The sequence below is a fragment of the Metallosphaera javensis (ex Hofmann et al. 2022) genome, from assembly GCF_022064045.1.
Lineage (GTDB): Archaea > Thermoproteota > Thermoprotei_A > Sulfolobales > Sulfolobaceae > Metallosphaera > Metallosphaera javensis.
This window is the reverse complement of record NZ_JAKNCW010000004.1, coordinates 144,036-163,434: the sequence shown is the minus strand read 5'-3', so window position 1 is coordinate 163,434 and position 19,399 is coordinate 144,036. Positions and strand designations below refer to the sequence as shown.

Below are 19,399 nucleotides of genomic sequence, written 5' to 3'. Positions count from 1 at the left end.
ATGAACCCCATAGTTGTGGATACGGCACTGGTCGTGGCGAGCCTTCTGGTGGCCATAGGGATCTATGGGCTACTGAACAGCAAGAACGTGATAAGGGTGCTCCTGTCCTCTGAGATTATCCTTAACGCTTCAATCCTTCTGATCTTCTCCATGTCCTCCCTGGCGGGAAAGTCCTATACCCCGCTGATTTTTTCCGTGTTCGCCATAGGTATGGCCCTGACTGAGGTGGTGGTGGCGTTCGCTTCCGTGATCCTGTATTATAGGCAAAAGGGTACTCTGGAGGTGGAGTGAATGTTGGGCATCTATCTTCTGGTGGTTTCCCTTGCGCTCTCGTCACTGGTGTTTTTCCTCAGGGAGAAGAGGTCCTCGGCTGTCTTGACGGGAATGGCAATAGCGCTCAACGTATACTTCCTGTTCAGGAGAGGATTGTTTGAGAACTTCTTCGTGGCGAAGACCATTGGTTCCTTTGGATTGACCGTGACGGACCTGAACTTTCCCTTCGTGATCACCATTCTTGCGGTAACCATTCTCACCATCCCCTATTCCCTGAGATACATGGAGGAAAGGTTCCACGAACTGGGCTCTGGCAACTGGGGCCTGTTCTTCGGGCTCTACTCCCTCTTCTCGGTCTCAATGCTCTACACGGTGCTGTCCACCAACCTCCTGGAGATTTACATTTTCCTGGAGATTGCCCTGATAACTTCCTTCCTGCTAATCATGCTCTACGGCTACGGAGATAGGAGAAGGATAAGTCTACTCTACTTCATCTGGACTCACGTGGGTACAGTGCTGTTGCTCGCGTCAATAATTGTGATAGGACTGGAGACAGGTTCCATGGACGTTTACTCTGCCCTGAACCTGTTCCACGATTACTCCACTGTGGGTTACGCTGTGGCCATCTTCCTTCTGGCAGTGGTGGGAATGATGGTCAAGGGAGCACAGGCTGGAGTGAACGTCTGGTTACCCTACGCTCACGGTGAGGCTCCAACTCCCATTTCCGTGCTACTTAGCCCCAACATGGTGGGACTGGGCGTATTCGTGGTCATCCTCTATTTCTACATGTTCCCAGGGATGCAGTTCCTCGCTCCCATCTTTGTGGGATGGGCTCTCCTCACCATGATATACGGTGGAATTAATGCGTTAGCCCAGAGGGACTTCAAGAGGTTCCTGGCGTACTCCAGCGTCTCACAAATGGGGTATATGATGCTTGGAGCTGGGGTTGCGTTCCTGATGGGATTGACCTTAAGCTTGAACAGTCTTCCCCTTGGGATAATAGCTTCTGTCCTAATTTACGTGTCCCATGGCTTTGGAAAGGCGCTTCTCTTCATGAGCGCTGGGGCCAATATAACTGAGGCCCACGAGAGGGACATAGAGAAGCTGGGTGGGTTATATCAGAGTTCGCCTCTTCACACCACTCTTTCGTTCTTTGGACTGCTGAACATACTGGGTCTACCTCCCACGGTGGGATTGATAAGCGAGGTACTCCTCCTCTTTGCCACAGGGGAGCTGGTGCAGAGGGTGGGCATTTCCTGGTTCTTGGTTGTGGCCATAGGACTGTTCATAGCCATAGGCCTTTCCTCAGCCTACGCCACCTACCTCTTCAAGAAGGTGTATGCGGGAAAACCCCAGAACCCGGTGTCTCTGGACAAAATAGCGGAGTATAGCGTGCCCATGCTTATCCTGGCAGGACTCAGCGTTGTCCTCTTCTTCTTCCCGCAGGTTAGTGTGGAGTCACTCGTTAACTTCATACAGTTCGTCTCTGGACAGGACCTTTACCTACCCCTGATAGTCTTCCTTCCAGCACTGGGTTCCCTCCTGGCATTGATCACCACATCTAAGCTGAGCAGGGACGTGAGGGGGTGGATGGTTAACATCACGCTGGGCATTAGCATGATCCTAGCCTGGCTGAACCTGGGATCTACGCTGATTTTGAACAGAACGTTCTTCGTTCCTTCCCAGTTCTACACCATGTTTGGCTACCTCTCCTTCAGCTCCTCACTGCTCCAGTCAATTCTAGCGGTCTTCGTCTCAACCCTCTCCTTCTTCATAGGAATCTACAGCGTGGGTTACATGAGGGAGGACAACGTACTGAGGAGGTACTGGGGATTCTTCGGATTCTTCGTATCCTCCATGTTGGCTGTGGTTCTCTCCAATAACGTTCTTCTCTTCATGGCCGGCTGGGAGGGAACTAGCCTGGCCTCATACGGCCTAATCAGTTACTGGTTAGATGACAACGAGAAGAACGTGGTCGGGGACAAGGGCAGGTTCGTGTTCAACGTGGAGTTCCTATCCAAACCCACGACCTCCGGGATAAGGGCCATGATATTCACCAGGGTTGGGGACGTGGGCTTACTGCTGGGCTTGGGATATCTCGTTTACCTGACGTCTACCTCCACCCTAAGCGGGTCCACCCTTCTTTTCACGCAGATTGGAAACCTGCCTGGAGTGTTCCAGGTGCTGGGTGAGATGGCTACTCTCCCCTTTGGGTTGGCTATGTTGATCCTTCTTTTCCTGGGAGGTCTATCAAAGAGTGCACAGTTCCCCTTCACACAGTGGCTGGTTACGGCCATGACGGGTCCAACCCCAGTTAGCGCCCTGATCCACGCTGCCACCATGGTGAATCTGGGGGCCATGTTCACCTTCCTCACTTACCCCTACCTCGCCTTCCAGGCCAACAACCTGGATGTGACCACCCTCCTGACCTTCTTCTCCATCATGGCCGGGATATCGCTTTTCACTGCCCTCTACACCAGCTTCAACGCCCTGGTCTCCAATGAGCAGAAGGTGGTTTTAGCCAACTCAACTGCAGATCAGATCTCCCTCATGATTTTCGCCTCCTCCATGGGAGGTGTTCTAGCAATTCTTGACGGTAATCTAATACTTCTTTTCTCCGGCATAGCCATTGGTCTAATCCAGATGATTGCACACGGAATATACAAGGCTAGCCTGTTCATGAACGCGGGTAGTGTGATCCATTATACGGAGTCGAGGTACATGGGAACGGCATCAGGGCTTTACAGGGAATTGAAGTGGGTCTTTATCCTTCAGTTAATAGCTGCACTTAACCTTGCCAACGTGCCTCCCCTGATAGGATTCTGGGCACACTCCTATATTTCCTCATTGACCTCTGTCAGTCCGCCTCTCAACGTGTTCTATCTCTTCCTAGAATTTCTGGGGGCGATATACATCATAAGGTATGTGATGAAGACCTTCCTGTGGAGAGGAGAGTCCCACGAGGAGGAGAGGGGACACGTTTACCCTGAGATGCTGGTCTCTCCAACGGTTCTAGTGCTGGCGTCCATAGGGCTGGGCGCATCAATCTCCCTTCTCACTGGGTTCATGGCATCCCACTTCTTCGCTGTGGGATTCGGGCTGGACCTGGTGGAACTTGGACTTTCCCTTGTGGGGATAGCCATAGCTGTCGCAGTGTACCTGTCCCCAAGGGACTTTGCCAAGTACGCTGGATTGAGACCCCTCATCAACTTCCTCTACTACGGATGGTACATCTACCCAGCCCTCGATAGGCTAGGCATCTCCCTGTATAGGGGTGCACTGGCCACGTACAGGGCGCTGGAGTACGGTACCATTGATATGGGCCTCAATGTGAAGCTTCCCTCCGTGTTAATCTCAGCCGGCAACAAGTACTTCAAGGACATTCAAACAGGGCTACTGAGGGACTATGTTGGCCTTTACGTGGGTGGTCTGATCCTCTTGATGGTTATAGTTCTCCTAGTGTTCGGGGTGATCTAATGAACCTAGCTCCATATCTTCCAGTCGTTATCCCTTCAATCCTCATCCTTTTCTCCTCCATTGCAGTTCTCTTCATGGATAAGGATGATAGGGGATATCAGGGCGCCTTGGGGTTAACTGCAGGAACCCTGCTGGCTTCACTTGTGGTTCTTGGCGTCTCCCTGATTCTCAGGATGTATGGCTACTCCATTTTCACTGGCTCCCTGTACCTGGACGTCCCCGGTTACCTTCTTTCCATGGTTACGTTGGTGGGTACCCTGATAGCCCTTGCAGGACTGGGAGGACATATGAGGGATTGGAAGACAAGGTCCTCCATGCTCTCCCTAATGATGTTAACGGACCTGGGCGTGATCTACATGTCCTTTGCCTATGACGTTCTCATAATACTCACGGGCTGGGCGATCTCCTCTGCAGCCACCTACGCAATCACCATGTTAAGGAAGGACAGGAAATCAGTGGACGCAGGTATGAAGTATCTGATCCTGGGCCTTGTTTCGTCCTCCTTCATGATACTGGGCTTCGCTGCATACGTTGTTGCCACTGGAACCCTATCGCTGGCGTATTCGTCTCTGAGTTACCCTGACCTTCTGATCCTGGGCATAGCCCTGCTTTCAATGTCCTTCCTGTTCAAGATAGGGGCCTTTCCCTTCCAGGGTTGGTTACCGGACGTTTACACCATGGCCGATAGGGGATCCATCTCCTTCGTGTCCAGCGTGGGTAAGCTGGTGGGTATTGTACCCCTTCTCAGGATTCTCACGCTGGGCGATCCCAGCTATGAGGAGGAAATAGCAGTGATAGCGCTGTTTGTGACGATCTCGATCCTCAGTATGGTTGTGGGGAACATAGTTGCCTTCTCCAGGAATGACGTCGCCTCCATCCTTTCCTTCAGCAGTATCGCCCAGGTCGGTTTCATACTCATAGGCTTCGCCGTGATTCAGGTCAACACAGCGCTGGCGGAGGCAGGAATATTCACTCAAATTCTAGCCTATGTTATCGCCCAGGCAGGTCTGTTCAACTTCCTAGGTCACTTGGAGAAACTGACAGGTACCACAAATCTGGAGGGCCTCAGGGGTCTAGCTAAGGGTGATAGAGCCCTAGCTGCCTCATCCACGATACTCCTTCTAAGCTTACTGGGAATACCCCCTATCCTAGGTTTCTGGGGGAAACTGTTCCTGTTCGAGTCTGCCTATTCTCTTCCGTGGTTAGTGGTTATAGCCGTGATTAACAGTGCAGCGTCTGCGGGTTACTATATACCTGTTATCAGGGAGATGTTCAGGGAGGGTTCAGTGAAGGTTGTAAGGTCCGGCGAGAGGAACAGTGTTATAATCGCCGCAGTTCTCAGTATTGTAGTGGGAATATTGGCTCCCCTGGTGCTGGTGGTGTTCGGTTGATAAGAGTTGGTCTAGTGGGCGTAGGGAACGTAGCGTCGTCTCTAGTTCAGGGTGTGGAATACGTTAAGCAGGGCGGAGTTATACCAGGAATACTCGACCTTGAATACAAACCTGAGGACATAGAGATAGTTACTGCGTTTGACATTGACGAGAGAAAGGTGGGCAAGAGACTATCTCAGGCCATCTTCGAGAAACCCAACGTCGTGGGAAAGTATGTGGACGTGAATTCAGATGTGATTGTGTTGAGGGGACCTACCCTCGATGGAGTCGAAGGAATTCTGGGAAGGGTAATAGAGGAGTCCAAGGAGAAACCGGTTGACGTCAAGTCAGTTCTTAAGGAGAACAGGGTCGATGTAGTGGTTAACCTTTTACCAACAGGAGTTGAGAGGGCAAGTGAGTATTACGCCACCACTTCGTTGGAGGCAGGCTCTTCCCTGGTTAACGCTTCCCCAGCTCCCCTGGTGGAACTATTCGGAGAGAAGTTCAGGTCCGCAGGGTTACCGCTTCTCGGGGACGATCTAATAAGTCAGATAGGTGGAACTGCTCTACATGCTGGGATAATCAACTTCCTTACGGAGAGGGGAGTTAAGGTTACCAGATCCTATCAGATAGATATCTCGGGTACCACGGAGACCCTTGTTACCCTTGAGGACTCAAGAAAGGAGCTCAAGAAGAGGATTAAATCCTCCTACATATCCAGCCAACAGGACGGTGTGGAGGTGGTAGCTGGAACCTCGGATTACGTAGAGTTCCTTGGGGACAGAAGGGTGAGTTACATGGTGATTGAGGGAGAGTACGCCCTGGGTGCGAAGGTGAGAATAGATGTCTCCATGAAGAGCCTTGACGGCCCCAACGCTGTGGCTCCCCTCTTAGACCTGATAAGGCTGGCCAAGATACTGAAGGAGAAGGGAATAGGAGGATCTCCACCTCAGGTATGCTCCCATTACTTTAAGGGGTATAACGGTAAAGTGAGTGGAGATACTAGGGCTCGCCTCATCAGTTTCCTTCAAGCCCTGAAGTGATGAGTGAACCCCGGCCTGATATGTGATGGTTTCCGTGTGAGGTCTGATCTCCTGACAGACTTTTCTATTCAGGTTTTTCACAATGAGGAAAAACGAGATTTGGGTAAATCCTTTTTAAGCCTTTTCAAGACGTGCAGTTAGATCTAATATGGATGGTAAAATTGTAGGATTCTCCATAGCCATAATAGTCCTCCTCATAGCTTCAGTGGTCGGTTTTTACGAATACTCAACTGCATCGGGATCTCTAGCCTCTCTTCAAAGTTCCTACTCATCCCTCCAGAGCACGGTAAGTCAACAGAACAAGACCATCTCCTCCCTTTCCTCAGAGATAGCGTCCCTCAACTCATCCCTGCAGACTTACAAGGCACAGCTAGCCTCCGCTGAGCAAAATGCCTCAAAGTACGCTAACCTCTACATGATGTATCTCTCCATGTTCAACCAGGCGGAGAGCAATTACACCATGTACAAACAAATGTATCAACAACTTCTATCTCAGATTAGTACAGGCGGTGCCTCCTACAAGGAGGGAGCAGCGCTGGATACGGCATTCAAATTCTGGGATGGAATAGCTATTGAGAGCTTTGCTGACGTAACTCCCTACCTGGCCACCAACTTCTCCGCCACTATAATGGGTACACCCTTCCCCGGAACCTACTCCTACAGCTCCTTCAATCAGACATGGTTGAGCTCCTTCTTCAGCAACTACGAGACTGTCTACTTCTACACCACCGCCCTGCCCACCATAACTCCCATGAACAATAACACCTACCAGATATCTACCGTGATACAGTACTTCGTTGCTCCCACCAACGATCCCATCTATCTGCAGGTGTTCAATGCGTCAATAACTCTCACTGTCCAGTACATACAGGGAACTCCCCTGATCACCAAGTTAACGTGGATGGGAAATGAAGTACCGCCCTCCACCGTGATAGCGGGTTATCCATCCCAGCATGCCCTAGCCCAGTGGACCGCCCTCTCAGAGGTGCTATCTGAGATTAACGGTATGGGAGCGGAGTTCCCAGGTCAAGTCACGGCCCAGTACTTCTCACCTGGCGCTACCCTCACCATCACAGGCCAACTGCCTCCAGGTCTCATGAACGGAACATACTCTGGCCTCTCCTCAATAGAGAACTTCTTTAACACATGGGACAACTACTCCATATTCGTGATGGAGTACTCCCAGAACCTACTGCCCAATGGTACTGCAATTCCTCTGCAAGTTCACGTGATACTTAACTCCACCAATCCAGGAATGGCAGAGGTCGTAGCCAACGACACACCGTTCATGCTGTTCGTGAATCAGGGACAGCCTGGATTCCCTGGAATATATGATATTCACGTAAATATGGTATCCTATCTCATGTACAACTCCACTGCTGGTGAATGGCAGATAGTGAAGCAGACATGGACTGTAACACAAGTACCAACAATGAGTGATACCGTGTACTACAACCTCAATACTCCCACGTTCAACGTGATAGGTGAGCAAACAGTTACAGTCAACGCTACTCAGGGGGCAATTCTCAAGGTTGGACCTGTGATGACTATAGTCAAGCCCGGAACTTACGCTCTACTGCCCAATGGAAATATGTCGAGCCTTTACAACTTCTCACTCATTCTACTCAGCACCCAGGCAGTGCTGCCTCCAGCACCGGACTACAACAACCTAACCCCAACCTACGCGTTTGCCTTTGCAATCAACGGGCAAATATCACCAGCATACTCTCTGGTGAACAGCACTAAAGGACCAGATCCAGCAATAACCGTGGTGTACGCACCAAACACGTGGACAAGTTGGACTTGGTTCGGTGGCAAATTTAACGGTACCACTTACGTCGGAGGGTCATACAAGTTCGCGGATCACTGGATATACGGTAACGGCGTTATGGTGAACACCCAGTTCTTCAAGCCTGTAATATGGATATTCGAGGCCGGTGAGACACCACAGGGACCAGTAGCACCTCAGTCCTCTGTGCAGGTATCCACGGTTTACGGTCTCACGCCCATTAATGCTTACACTGAGGTTATCAACTCCCAGCAGGGAGGAGTCATAGTTGCAGGGAATATAATCACCGTGGTTCAGCCCGGTACCACAATAAGTACACCTGTGGGACAGCTCAGTAACTATAACTTCTCAGTTGTGTTCTACGCTCCGCAGAACGTCACCTCACCCGAGTCCGGACAGGTACCTTCACTGGTATTTGCATATGCGGTAAATGGTAACGTGACGTTCTCTTACACAGCGTCAAAGCCCTTCATTACCATCATCACTACTCCAAGTATGGGAGCGCAGATGTGGACATGGGGTTCCAAGAACGGAATGAACACTTACATATTCCACGACCCACTACTGGTGGGTAACGGAGTGGTAGTGAATCTGTCCTTCGTTAAGCCAGTACCCTGGGTGTTAACATTGCCTGAGATAATGTCAAGCTCTACAATGACATAATCAGGAACTTCCTCAGGAGGTTCGGGCTATTATTAACCAAGATCCTGTATAACAATATTCTTTTTTATCCTCTATCTAGAAACTTTCTCAATATACTCGTTTTATCCGCTTTAAACTGCGCCATAGATGTATGCACTTTACGTTAACCGTATCCAATTAGTTCTTGTATACAAATTACCAGGTCCAATTACCTAAATCAAGCCACTTAATTCTTATAAATGTCTCGAAACTCTTTCCTTCCAGATAACATCGTCAAGGTTCCTCAGGGACTTAAATCTTTTTGTAAGAGAGTTAACAACCATTTTCTCCCTCTCTCCCTCGTAGTCGAATTCAACATTGATTGAGGAACCCGCTCTGTTCACAGTAATCTTACCGTTACCCTTTGGTGGGGTAGGTTTGAAGGATCTATCAAGTTCCTTTCCAGGCGGTAGCTTAACTAGTCTAGGAGCCACGTTAAGAACATAAATAACCCCAGCATGGGAAACGTACCTAGTAACTTTAGCTTCTATGTCAACAAGGGAGAAAAGTGAAGTTAGCTCTCCGTAAATGAAGAAGTTGTTTTGATTTTCAAACTCCATTATTTTGAATTGTAGAAGCATTTCAAAGAAGAACTTTGGGTCAGAGAACAGCGCTATTATTATATCTGGCTCATGTTTGCTCTGAACTGAAACCGAAATCTTCACAAGTATGTTTTATAAAGTAATCTTTTAAATTTTCCCCTTATTGGTCAAGAAAGTATATTAAGTTCAGGGATGGGGTATGGCACAGTATTAAGGTTGAGTCACACTCATGGTGCCGTGGTAACAGTCTTCGGTTTAATTGAGAGTGTACAGATTCAGGTAAGGCAAGGCTACCTCGGATTGTCATTGTTCTTAAATCACTGAAACGTAAACGTTAATTGATACAATACTTGGCCTAGAAATGAAGGGATATAAAGATCATGACATGATCTTTCGCGAGAGAAAATAGAGGTACAACGTTTATGTTTAAGAGATATGAACGGTGAGGGAAAAGGGTATCTCACTTCCTCAATTGGTATGGTAAACTTTTATCTTTCTGCAAGGAGAAATGGGGATGTGGGGACAGAGCCCCCACAGTGGAAGGAAAGGACCCGTGGCTCAGCCAGGACAGAGCGAAGGCCTGCGGAGCCTTAGGTCCCGGGTTCAAATCCCGGCGGGTCCGCTGAGGATAACCTCCTCACTTTATTGGATCTCTGCCCTTGTGGTCATGGAATCACTTTCTAGAGTTTTTCAAATCAGCTGAAAACAGGATTACCCTAAGACGGATCTCCCTTTTTCCTCTAGTCCCTCTTAACCTCTAAGGTTTAAAGAACTTTGAGGGGATATAATTATAATGGCTAGACAGCTCACCCTTACTGACTTCTCGATAGTCAAGAAGGAGGAACCCGTCAAGCAAGAGGAAAAACAGGAGGAGAGGGTCCTAGAGAGGCCAGCCAGAATCAGGCAGGAAGCAGTCAAACAGGCTCAGGAGGAGAGGAGATACTTTCTTCTATCTGTGGACTATGACGGTAAAGCGGGTAAGGCACTGTGCAAGCTTTATGATCCTGAGACGGGTGAGCTACACGTTCTTTACGATAATACGGGTCACAAATCGTACTTCCTTGTGGACCTAGAACCTGATCAGATTCAGAAAATACCCAAGATCGTGAAGGATGAATCCTTTGTTAGAATAGAAAGGATCGTCAAGATAGATCCCTACACTTGGAAACCCATCAACCTGACCAAGATTGTGGTGAACGATCCACTTGCCGTCAGACGGCTGAGGGATCACGTTCCAAGGGCTTATGAGGCACATATTAAGTATTTTAACAATTACATTTACGATTTCAGCCTTATACCGGGGATGCCCTACGTGGTAAAGAAGGGGAGGCTTGTTCCCCTTAAGCCAGAGGTTGACGCCAGGGAAGTGAAGGAGGCATTCAAGGACGCAGATCAGATAGCCCAGGAGATGGCACTAGACTGGGCCCCACTTTTCGAGTCCGAGATTCCGTCAGTGAAGAGGGTAGCGTTGGATATAGAAGTATATACTCCCATGATGGGTAGGGTGCCCGACCCAACCAAGGCTGAGTACCCAGTGATAAGCGTGGCACTTGCAGGGAGCGATGGCCTTAAGCTGGTTCTGGTGCTGGATAGGGGAGAGGGTCCCATACAGAACCAGGAGGTGAAAGTCGAGGTTTTCAACACCGAGAAGGAGCTTCTCTCCAGGTTGTTTGAGGTCCTCAAGGACTATCCCATGGTTCTTACCTTCAACGGCGACGACTTCGATGTCCCCTATCTCATATTTAGAGGTTTGAAGCTCGGCCTCTTTCCGGAGGAAATTCCCTTTGAGATTTCGGGTTTTGGGAAGAAACCCGATGCCAAGTTCAGGTATGGATTTCACATAGATCTGTACAGGTTCTTCTTCAATAAGGCAGTCAGGAACTATGCATTCGAGGGGAGGTACTCGGAATACAACCTTGACACGGTGGCGCAAGCCCTTCTGGGGCTCTCCAAGGTTAAGCTGGACGAGTCCATCAGCGACCTCAATGCGTCTAAACTCGTGGAGTACAACTACAGGGACTCGGAAATCACACTGAAACTGACCACGTTCAATAACGAACTGGTGTGGAAGCTCATTGTCCTGTTCTCTAGGATATCCAAACTGGGCATTGAGGAGCTGACCAGAACTGAAATATCAGCTTGGGTTAAGAACCTCTATTACTGGGAGCACAGGAAGAGGAACTGGTTGATCCCCCTCAAGGAGGAAATCCTCGAGCGTTCCTCTGGGCTCAAGACAGCTGCAATTATCAAGGGTAAGGGGTACAAGGGAGCGGTGGTGATAGATCCACCTGTGGGAGTTTACTTTGACGTTGTAGTTCTGGACTTCGCCTCACTGTACCCCTCAATCATCAGGAACTGGAACCTGAGTTACGAAACCGTTGACGTGAAGGAATGTAATAAGAAGAGGGATATAAGGGACGAAAGTGGTGCCAAGATCCACGAGGTATGCGTGGATAGGCCAGGAATAACTGCGGTGGTCACGGGACTGCTTAGGGACTTTAGGGTAAAGATCTACAAGAAGAAGGGGAAGCAGAGTAATATTGACGAGGAAAGGAAGATGCTCTACGACGTGGTACAGAGGGGTATGAAGGTGTTCATCAATGCGACCTACGGCGTGTTCGGCGCAGAAACTTTCCCCCTTTATGCCCCTGCAGTTGCCGAGAGCGTTACAGCCCTTGGTAGGTATGTGATCACGTCCACAAAGGAAATGGCCAATAAACTGGGGCTTAAGGTAGTGTATGGGGACACCGATTCTCTCTTCATTCATCAGCCGGACAAGGAAAAACTGGATAAGCTGGTGGAGTGGACCAGACAAAACTTTGGCCTTGATCTTGAGGTGGACAAAACCTACAGGTTCATTGCTTTCTCCGGGCTGAAGAAGAACTATTTTGGTGTATTCAAGGATTCCAAGGTTGACATAAAGGGCATGCTGGCCAAGAAAAGGAACACCCCCGAGTTCCTGAAGCAGGCCTTTAATGAGGCTAAGGCTAGACTTGCCAAGGTCCAGACACAGGAGGAGCTGGAGAAGGCTATCCAGGACCTCACGGCTCAGGTCAAGGAAGTGTACAGGAAACTGAAGATGAAGGAGTATAACCTTGACGAGCTAGCTTTCAGGGTAATGCTATCCAGGGACGTGAAGTCATACGAGAAGAACACTCCGCAACACGTTAAGGCTGCAGCCCAGTTGGCGGAGATGAACGTACAGGTCATGTCAAGGGATATAATCAGTTTCGTGAAGGTGAAAACGAAGGAGGGAGTGAAACCTGTTCAGTTAGCCAAGCTTTCGGAAATTGACGTGGATAAATATTACGAGAGTGTGAGAAGCACCTTTGAGCAGTTGTTGAAGAGCTTCAATGTGAGCTGGGATAGGATCGAGTCAACAACGTCCATAGACGCTTTCTTCAAGACTTGAGGTGGAAGTGTTAACGCGCCTCAACAGGATTTTACAATCATGTTGAGACCTGCAAGTTCAAAAACATCGCCACTTTTACTCCTCTAAGTCCTCGTCCTCTTCTTCCATTTCTTCCTCTTTCTCCTCTTCCTCTGAAGTAACCTGCGCTGCGTAATCCGTCAATTCCTTTTTCAGTTCATCATTTATATAATAGGAGATGACGTACACCCTCTTATCCTGGAAGTTCTCCTCTTTCCACTGGTTCTCAAAGCTTATGATGAAAATTGGCAACTTTAGTATGGCAGAAGTCTTGTCCTTTCCCGTAAGGAAATTCTTCATCTTCTCATACATGTCAGGTTTAAGGGGTAATGGTATCCTGGCCTCCTGAGAATCTCTCATGATGATGAAGTCGGAGGTGAGCTCATTCCACTCCTTAAGTGCTCTCTCTGCTGTTTTCCTGACAACTTCACCTATTTCCCCTTCCTCAACACTGTCAGAGGTAACCTTTCCCGACTCGCTCTTAAGCACGAGGACCTTCACTGATGCTCACCTATTACGTAAAGGTAAACCAAGTGGTGCATGTTACCGTCCTCCACCTTGATGACCTCCTTTGGCTTCCAGCCCTTCATTTCAAATTCGTGGGAAACAACCCTCGTTCCAGGCTTGAGCTCCTTCTCAAACTTGGGTTTCAGCAGTTCGTTGGCATTGGTCAGGAGGAAGAGGGTAACAACAGTGGCGTCAGATACGTCCTCGTCCAGAAAGTTGTTCTTCCTCAACTCAATCTTATCCTTAACTCCGTTCTGAATGGCGTTCTGTTCCGCTTCCTTGAGTCTTTCGTCGCTTAAGTCAACTCCCACAGCCTTCTTGGCCCCAAAATTCTTGACCGCAGCAATGATTATCCTCCCATCACCGCATCCCAGGTCATAAACAATGTCTTCAGGACCTACCTTGGCAACCTCCAGCATTTTCAGCACTACCTTCTCTGGAGTTGGCACATATGGAACGTGTGGAATCTCCCTATGTGGTGTGCTCAATTATCTCACTAAGGTAATGTTCATGAGACCAGATTTTTAATTTTGTTAATTGCCTCTTGCCTTCCTGCCTCGGGATCCGGCTTTATGTCCTTGCCAATGGGCATTTGAGTCAGGATTGGATAGATCCTTCCGTCCTCCAGCTGAACCAGAAGTTGAGGTAACCAGCTCATCCCAAACTCGTCCTTCTCCCCGTAGTCTGAGAGAAATGCGTAGTCCTCCAACTTGGTTTCCAGTTCCAGGTTGAACTCCTTTGCTATGGACTCCGCTATGCTTAGAAAACCCTTGTGATTTGGGTGGGATTCAGATGTGACTAGGATCAGTTTTTTAGCTTTCATTGTGACCAACTCTCAACGTACTCCACAGCTTAAAACGGTAGTGGTACCATGATTACAAATCTGAGAAGTGCATCCAAGAAGGTTCTCAGGCCAATGGCTTCTGTCCTGGTGAAGGCAGGCTTCACGGGAAATCAGGTCACGACTATGGGGCTGGCCCTTTCCCTGGTTTATCTAGGGGTGATCTATTTCACCAGAAATCCCCTTCTTGGTCTGGTGACCTTAGCTATCTCTTCCCTGTTTGATGCCCTTGACGGAGAGGTGGCCAGAATGAGGGGCCTTGCGGGGCCAAAGGGTAGCTTTCTGGACTCCTCCTTTGACAGGCTTGAGGACACCGTGTTCATAGCCTCCCTTGTTCTGCTAGGTTTCCCTTCCATATTTACCGCACTGCTCGTGGGGATCTCCCTGACCATATCCTATCTGAGAGCCAAGGCAGAGTCACTGGGGATAAAGGCAGAGGGGAAGGGACTGATAGAGAGGGGGGAGAGGTTGATCCTGGTGGGATTAATTCTTCTCTTTCTACCCCTGGTACCTGTAGTATCAACTGTGCTTTTTTACGGGTTGCTGGTGGCATCCCTGGTAACTTTAGGCCAGAGATTTCACTTGGTAATGTCGGCGCTCCCGTAATAGAACTGCAGGGGAGATCTAGTCTTACAGTCAGAAACGCACAACCCAAGCTCCTTCATTTTTGGACAGGAGTACACCACAATCTTTTCCCTGAAGATCTTCATGACCTGTTCCATGGGGTTCTCGTCCCCGCTTTTCTCCAGGACCAGGGCTATGGAGTCTATGCTGGATCCCGTGTTGGCCATATAAACTGCCAGAACCAGGGCCTCCTGTGGGGTTCTTTCCCTCTTCTCCTGGAGTGCCCTTATACATGGGGGAGTTTTTCCACCCCTCATCATTATTATGTCCACTAGCGTTTCAGGGACTTCCTCCATGGGAATGGGCTTCACGGTTTCCCTTAACCTTCTCAGGAGGTTGAAGCCCAACAACCTGAGTAGAGTTGGTCTATCCATGTACACGTATCCTCCGTGTACTATTCTCTGTGTCAGGGAGAGGTCCTTACTCCCCTTTATGGCCCTCAGATACTCCAGGAAATGGAGGGCGTAGTCCAGCTTCTTGGTCACCGTCCTGTCCCCCTTGACTCTCTCGTGATACTTCAGGGAGGAAAGCCTGACGTTAAGTCCTAACCACTTGAAGACGGCTAGGAGATCCCCATCCTCCTCCTTCTGAAGGTCCTTCATGAAGAGTTCCACCTCCCTTCTCAGAACCCTCTCAGTGGTTCTCCTGTCGTTTAACACTCCTAGGACCAGGAGCTCTGCAAAGAACGTCAGCTGGGGAGAGGTGTACTCCTTTAGCCTCTTAACCTCCTTTCCCGTGACTATGTCCCTTATCCTGCTCTTGGCATCTCTTATGGCCCTTCCGTCCGTAGTGAGAAGGGTATAAAGGTCTACCGCGTTCTCCCTTTTTATTACCTCGTCCACAGAAACCATGAAGGGATACTTGTTGTAGTCAAGCACCAATTCAATGGAGTATTTGTGAATTCCTTTAATAAGTGAACTAGGTGAATCTGTTAGGGTGATTACTTGAAGATTCTAGTGGCATCGGCCTGGCCCTACGTTCAGTCAGTTCCCCATCTTGGCAACCTCATAGGCTCAATCCTTTCAGCGGACGTCTTCGCCCGTTACGCCAGACTTAAGTACGGAAAGGAGAACGTGGTTTTCGTGAGCGGGAGTGACGAGCATGGAACTCCCATAGAGATTGAGGCAATAAAGAGGGGAGTGAGTCCCAAGTCCCTCACTGATCAGGCTCACGAGTATGATACTGAACTGTTTCTCAAGACCTGGAACATTAGCTTTGACAACTACACAAGGACAGAGTCAGAGGTTCATAAGAGCTTTGTGAAGGAGTTCCTTCTGGGAGTTAGCAAGTATATCAAGGTGGAAGAGGAGGAACTTCCCTACTGTGAAAAGGATAAGCTATTTCTTCCAGACAGGTTCGTGAAGGGAACCTGCCCCTACTGCGGTTTTGAGGACGCCAGGGGAGATCAGTGTGACCGTTGCGGTAGATTGTTGACCCCATCCCTTCTCATTAATCCCAGGTGTGCCATCTGCGGAACTCCTCCCGTGAACAGGAAGACCAAACACTGGTTCTTTGACCTTAGGCCCTTCTCCGAGTCCATCAGGGAGTGGATAACCTCCTCTCCTGATATGCCGGAGAACGTGAAGGGTACTGCGCTCAGCTGGGTGAACGAGGGATTGAAACCCAGAAGCCTGACCAGGGACAACTCGTGGGGAATTCCCGCTCCCTTCCCCGGTGCAGAGGGAAAGACCATTTACGTGTGGTTTGAGGCCCTTCTGGGCTATCTCTCTGCTACCCTGGAGTACTTCCAGAGGAGAGGCGAGACGGAAAGGTGGAGGGAATTTTGGGAGAACGGGAAGGTGAGAAGTTACTACTTCATTGGTAAGGACAACATCCCATTTCACGCCGTGATTCTACCAGCCATGTTGCTCGCTTCAGAGAAGAATTATGCCCTTCCCACGGTGATAGCTGCCACGGAGTATCTCATGTACGAGGGACAGAAGTTCAGCAAAAGTAGGAAGATAGGAATCTGGATAGACGAGGCTCCCCTTATCATGGAAGTCGATTATTGGAGATTTCTTCTCATCAGGATGAGACCGGAGGAGAAGGACATGAACTTCACCTGGACTGAGGCGACAAGGATAGTGAATAGCGAACTCAATGACGATGTTGGTAACCTCGTGAACAGGGTGATAACAATGGTGAACAGATACTTCCAGGGGAAGATACCTGAACCCAAGAACCTGGGGGAGGTAGACAGGAAATTGCTTTCCAGGATAGGGCAGACCTTGGATAACGTTAGTTCCATGTTTGAGAAGGGAAAACTGAAGGGCGGAACAGAGCTTGTTCTGGAGCTAGCCAGGGAAACCAACGCTTACCTCAACGAGAAGGCCCCATGGGATAAGATAAAGACGGACGTGGAGGATGCCTCCAATACCCTTTTCGTGGCAAGCTCTGCAATCAGGGCAATAGCCCTCATGCTATACCCAGTTATCCCCGAGAAGGCCAAGATGATTTACGACCAGCTGGGGCTTGATATCACACAGGAAAGCTGGGACAACGCCAAGGAACCCCTTAAACCCGGTCACATTGTTGGAAAACCAACGCCGGTGTTCAAGAAGCTTCCACCCGAGTTTGAAAAGAACCTTAACGAGATTCTGGAAAAAGTGAGAAAGGAAGTAGAAAAAAGAAGACCTGCTCTTCTTAAGTAGCCAGCTCCACCGATGCCACTAGAGGCTCAAACTTTTTCCCTCTTCCTTCATAGAACTTGCTGAACATTTCGTAGAAGTGAAGCCTCATGTCCTGTATGAACACCACCAGTCCTTCCAGTCCAATTGCCAGAAGGTTACCTATTATCAGAATGATTATTGAAGCGGGGTTGGTGCCCAGCGCGAAGAGGCTTGGATGTCCCACCACTAGGTATGCCATGTAGGAGAAGGCGTAGAGAAGGTAATAGTGAGCCAATGCGAACACTAGAATTCTTATGAAGGATATTGTGTTTGATAACAGGAGAATGGCAGCCTCAAAGCCTCCCTCAATGAATCCCATGGCGAGGGCGCTCCCTGTGGACGCATGATCGTGTCTCTTCAGGACTATTGCCTTGGCGATCCAGTTGTAGATAAGACCTATCTCAACCCACACTATCAGCCCGTAAGCTAGGGCAGAGGTGGGGTTGCTCAGGTTGGGATGTATACCGCTCAGCAGGTTCTGCAGGATGTCGCCAAGAAGCACTCCAACGGTACTGAAATAGTGGGAAGGATCGGTCACACCATACCCGAATATCACCAGAGGTACTGTGTAAAGCACCAGGAGGGGTAGTTTCTCAAACACGAGGAATTCAGGGTCCCTCTTCTTCACGGCGTTTACTACTCCCAGGAGAGAGCTAACGAAGAGAGCTATTGCTCCCAGCAGTATGGAGAGGATTATCGTGTGTTCGATTGAGGTGCTGGTGCTGTACTCACCGAAGGGAAGCAGAGGTGAGAGTGCCTCAGTTACGCTCACTGGAACTGGCCACACACTGTCCAGGGGACCGCTCACGTTGGCTATACCCATCTCCTTGAGACCGCCCACGGGTAGAGGACCGAAGAAGTCCCTCGCCAGGAAACCTGTTATCATGGCAACCACGGAGGAGTAACCTAGGATAAGGGAAAGGTTCTTGATATTGTTGCTTCCCTTCTTAACGCCGTATCTGTGGAAGAAGATCGCAAAGATCAGAAGTACAAGGGCATTTCCCACATCTGGGAACATCAAACCGAACAGGAGGGGGAAGGTTATGACTAGGAACACTAGCGGAGAGATCTCCCAGTATGAAGGTGTACCGTAAATTTCCACGACAGACTCTATTGCCGAAATGCTCTTGGGAAGACGGATATACGTGGGAGGTTCCTCCTCCTCTCCAAACCTCCTTGGATTGGCGCTCTCAGTCAACGCAACCTGATCCAGTGACGACTTAAGTTTTTTCCAGTCCCTCTCAGGAACGTAACCTTCTACCTGGAAGAAATGTTCCGATATTCTTCCCTTGGAAAGCAGGGTGAGCGCATCTCTCACTGTGAGAAGTTTTCCATATAGCTCACTGAACTCCCTCTCGTTTTCCCTAATCTTCTTAATTAGACTACTTCTGGTCTCCTCCAGAATTTTCCTCAGTTCCCCTATCCTCTCGCTTATAACCTTGTATACCTCGTAGGGGGATTTCCCCTCACCTGTTTCAAATCTTCTAACTCCTAGCTCCTTCAATACCTGATCAAGGGATATCACATTCCTCCTAGAGATGAGAACGCAAGCGTACTTACCATCCTTTAGTGAGGATGTCTCCACTGCTATGTCCTTGTTCTGTCTCACCTTGTTAAGCTGTTCAGACGTCAGAACGGCTAGGGCCACATCCAACGTCTCCAGCGAGTAAAGGGTGGAAAGGTCAGTGGCAATTCCGCTGAAAGGCTCCAGTTCCCTGAGCTGTGCCTGATACAGGTCGATCTCGCCCTTGAGTTTTCCTATCTCCTCCAGTAGGTCCTTATATCTGAACTCCTCCAGAGACGCCTCCTCTGAAAGCTTCTTGGCCACGTCAGTCCAGGAGGAGTCCACCTTCATCCTTCCCCTGGGCTCCAGGGGAGTACCCGCTATCTCCATGATTAACCTGATCTTATTGACGTGTTCCTGAACTGCCGTTAGTTCCCTTCTGGCGTCCTCGAACCTCACGTTTGAGATAGGGTGGGCTGGCTCTATTACCTCTATTTTCCCGAACTTTAAGATCTCTGTGGCTACCTTATCTTTTTGGTCAACTGGTGATATAATTTCTACTTTTACCATGTTTTCAGGAAAGATCAATACACTATCGGGAGTAGTATGAGCTATATCTTAAAAATATTTAATCTTCATAGCAAATGAG

At 49.2% G+C, this 19,399-nt stretch carries 14 protein-coding genes and 1 tRNA gene; 9 read left to right on the top strand and 6 right to left on the bottom strand.

The genetic code is table 11. From position 1 onward, the window contains the following. The 5 genes from nuoK to L3N51_RS05005 all read left to right on the top strand — a co-directional run bounded on the left by nuoK (nt 1) and on the right by L3N51_RS05005 (nt 8,615). Entirely contained in the window at nt 1-291 is a 291-nt protein-coding gene (gene nuoK, locus L3N51_RS05025; RefSeq protein WP_238025847.1) for an NADH-quinone oxidoreductase subunit NuoK, read from the top strand. Then, entirely contained in the window at nt 292-3,750 is a 3,459-nt protein-coding gene (locus L3N51_RS05020; protein ID WP_238025846.1) for a proton-conducting transporter membrane subunit, read from the top strand. Further along, a complete protein-coding gene (gene nuoN / locus L3N51_RS05015) occupies nt 3,750-5,141 on the top strand; it encodes an NADH-quinone oxidoreductase subunit NuoN (protein WP_238025844.1) in 1,392 nt (463 codons plus the stop codon). Before L3N51_RS05020 ends, nuoN begins: the two co-directional genes overlap by 1 nt. Continuing rightward, complete coding sequence (locus tag L3N51_RS05010; RefSeq protein ID WP_238025843.1) at nt 5,138-6,163, top strand: inositol-3-phosphate synthase; 1,026 nt, start codon at nt 5,138-5,140, stop codon at nt 6,161-6,163. The genes nuoN and L3N51_RS05010 overlap by 4 nt, the downstream gene beginning before the upstream one ends. A gap of 148 nt (nt 6,164-6,311) precedes the next feature. Next, on the top strand, nt 6,312-8,615 hold the full coding sequence (locus tag L3N51_RS05005) for a hypothetical protein (RefSeq protein WP_238025842.1): 2,304 nt from the start codon (nt 6,312-6,314) through the stop codon (nt 8,613-8,615). A gap of 212 nt (nt 8,616-8,827) precedes the next feature. Here L3N51_RS05005 and L3N51_RS05000 read toward each other — a convergent pair whose 3' ends face one another. Continuing rightward, nucleotides 8,828-9,298: an STK_08120 family protein gene (locus L3N51_RS05000; protein WP_238025841.1), complete on the bottom strand. Its 471-nt coding sequence runs from the start codon at nt 9,296-9,298 to the stop codon at nt 8,828-8,830. 424 nt (nt 9,299-9,722) lie between these two features. Here L3N51_RS05000 and L3N51_RS04995 point away from each other — a divergent pair. Continuing rightward, nucleotides 9,723-9,797: transfer RNA gene (locus L3N51_RS04995), tRNA-Arg, on the top strand. Nucleotides 9,798-9,968: 171 nt separating this feature from the next. After that, nucleotides 9,969-12,587 (top strand): DNA-directed DNA polymerase I, encoded by a 2,619-nt coding sequence (locus L3N51_RS04990; protein ID WP_238025840.1) that lies wholly within the window; start codon nt 9,969-9,971, stop codon nt 12,585-12,587. Between the two features lie 75 nt (nt 12,588-12,662). Here L3N51_RS04990 and L3N51_RS04985 read toward each other — a convergent pair whose 3' ends face one another. The 3 genes from L3N51_RS04985 to L3N51_RS04975 all read right to left on the bottom strand — a co-directional run bounded on the left by L3N51_RS04985 (nt 12,663) and on the right by L3N51_RS04975 (nt 13,935). Further along, complete coding sequence (locus L3N51_RS04985; protein WP_238025839.1) at nt 12,663-13,106, bottom strand: DUF2286 domain-containing protein; 444 nt, start codon at nt 13,104-13,106, stop codon at nt 12,663-12,665. Further along, entirely contained in the window at nt 13,103-13,531 is a 429-nt protein-coding gene (locus L3N51_RS04980; protein ID WP_238025886.1) for a protein-lysine N-methyltransferase, read from the bottom strand. Before L3N51_RS04980 ends, L3N51_RS04985 begins: the two co-directional genes overlap by 4 nt. Before the next feature lie 89 nt (nt 13,532-13,620). Beyond that, on the bottom strand, nt 13,621-13,935 hold the full coding sequence (locus L3N51_RS04975; RefSeq protein WP_012021837.1) for a hypothetical protein: 315 nt from the start codon (nt 13,933-13,935) through the stop codon (nt 13,621-13,623). Between the two features lie 48 nt (nt 13,936-13,983). On the opposite strand from L3N51_RS04975, the gene pgsA reads away from it, so the two are divergent. After that, entirely contained in the window at nt 13,984-14,559 is a 576-nt protein-coding gene (gene pgsA / locus L3N51_RS04970) for an archaetidylinositol phosphate synthase (protein ID WP_238025838.1), read from the top strand. Here pgsA and priL read toward each other — a convergent pair. After that, nucleotides 14,532-15,455, bottom strand: a complete 924-nt coding sequence (gene priL, locus L3N51_RS04965) for a DNA primase regulatory subunit PriL (RefSeq protein WP_238025884.1) — start codon at nt 15,453-15,455, stop codon at nt 14,532-14,534. The two genes, pgsA and priL, sit on opposite strands and share 28 nt — an antisense overlap. Before the next feature lie 66 nt (nt 15,456-15,521). On the opposite strand from priL, the gene metG reads away from it, so the two are divergent. Next, entirely contained in the window at nt 15,522-17,228 is a 1,707-nt protein-coding gene (gene metG, locus L3N51_RS04960) for a methionine--tRNA ligase (RefSeq protein ID WP_238025837.1), read from the top strand. On the opposite strand, the gene L3N51_RS04955 is transcribed toward metG, so the two are convergent. Then, nucleotides 17,221-19,338, bottom strand: a complete 2,118-nt coding sequence (locus tag L3N51_RS04955; RefSeq protein WP_238025836.1) for a V-type ATP synthase subunit I — start codon at nt 19,336-19,338, stop codon at nt 17,221-17,223. The two genes, metG and L3N51_RS04955, sit on opposite strands and share 8 nt — an antisense overlap. Nucleotides 19,339-19,399: the final 61 nt, after the last annotated feature.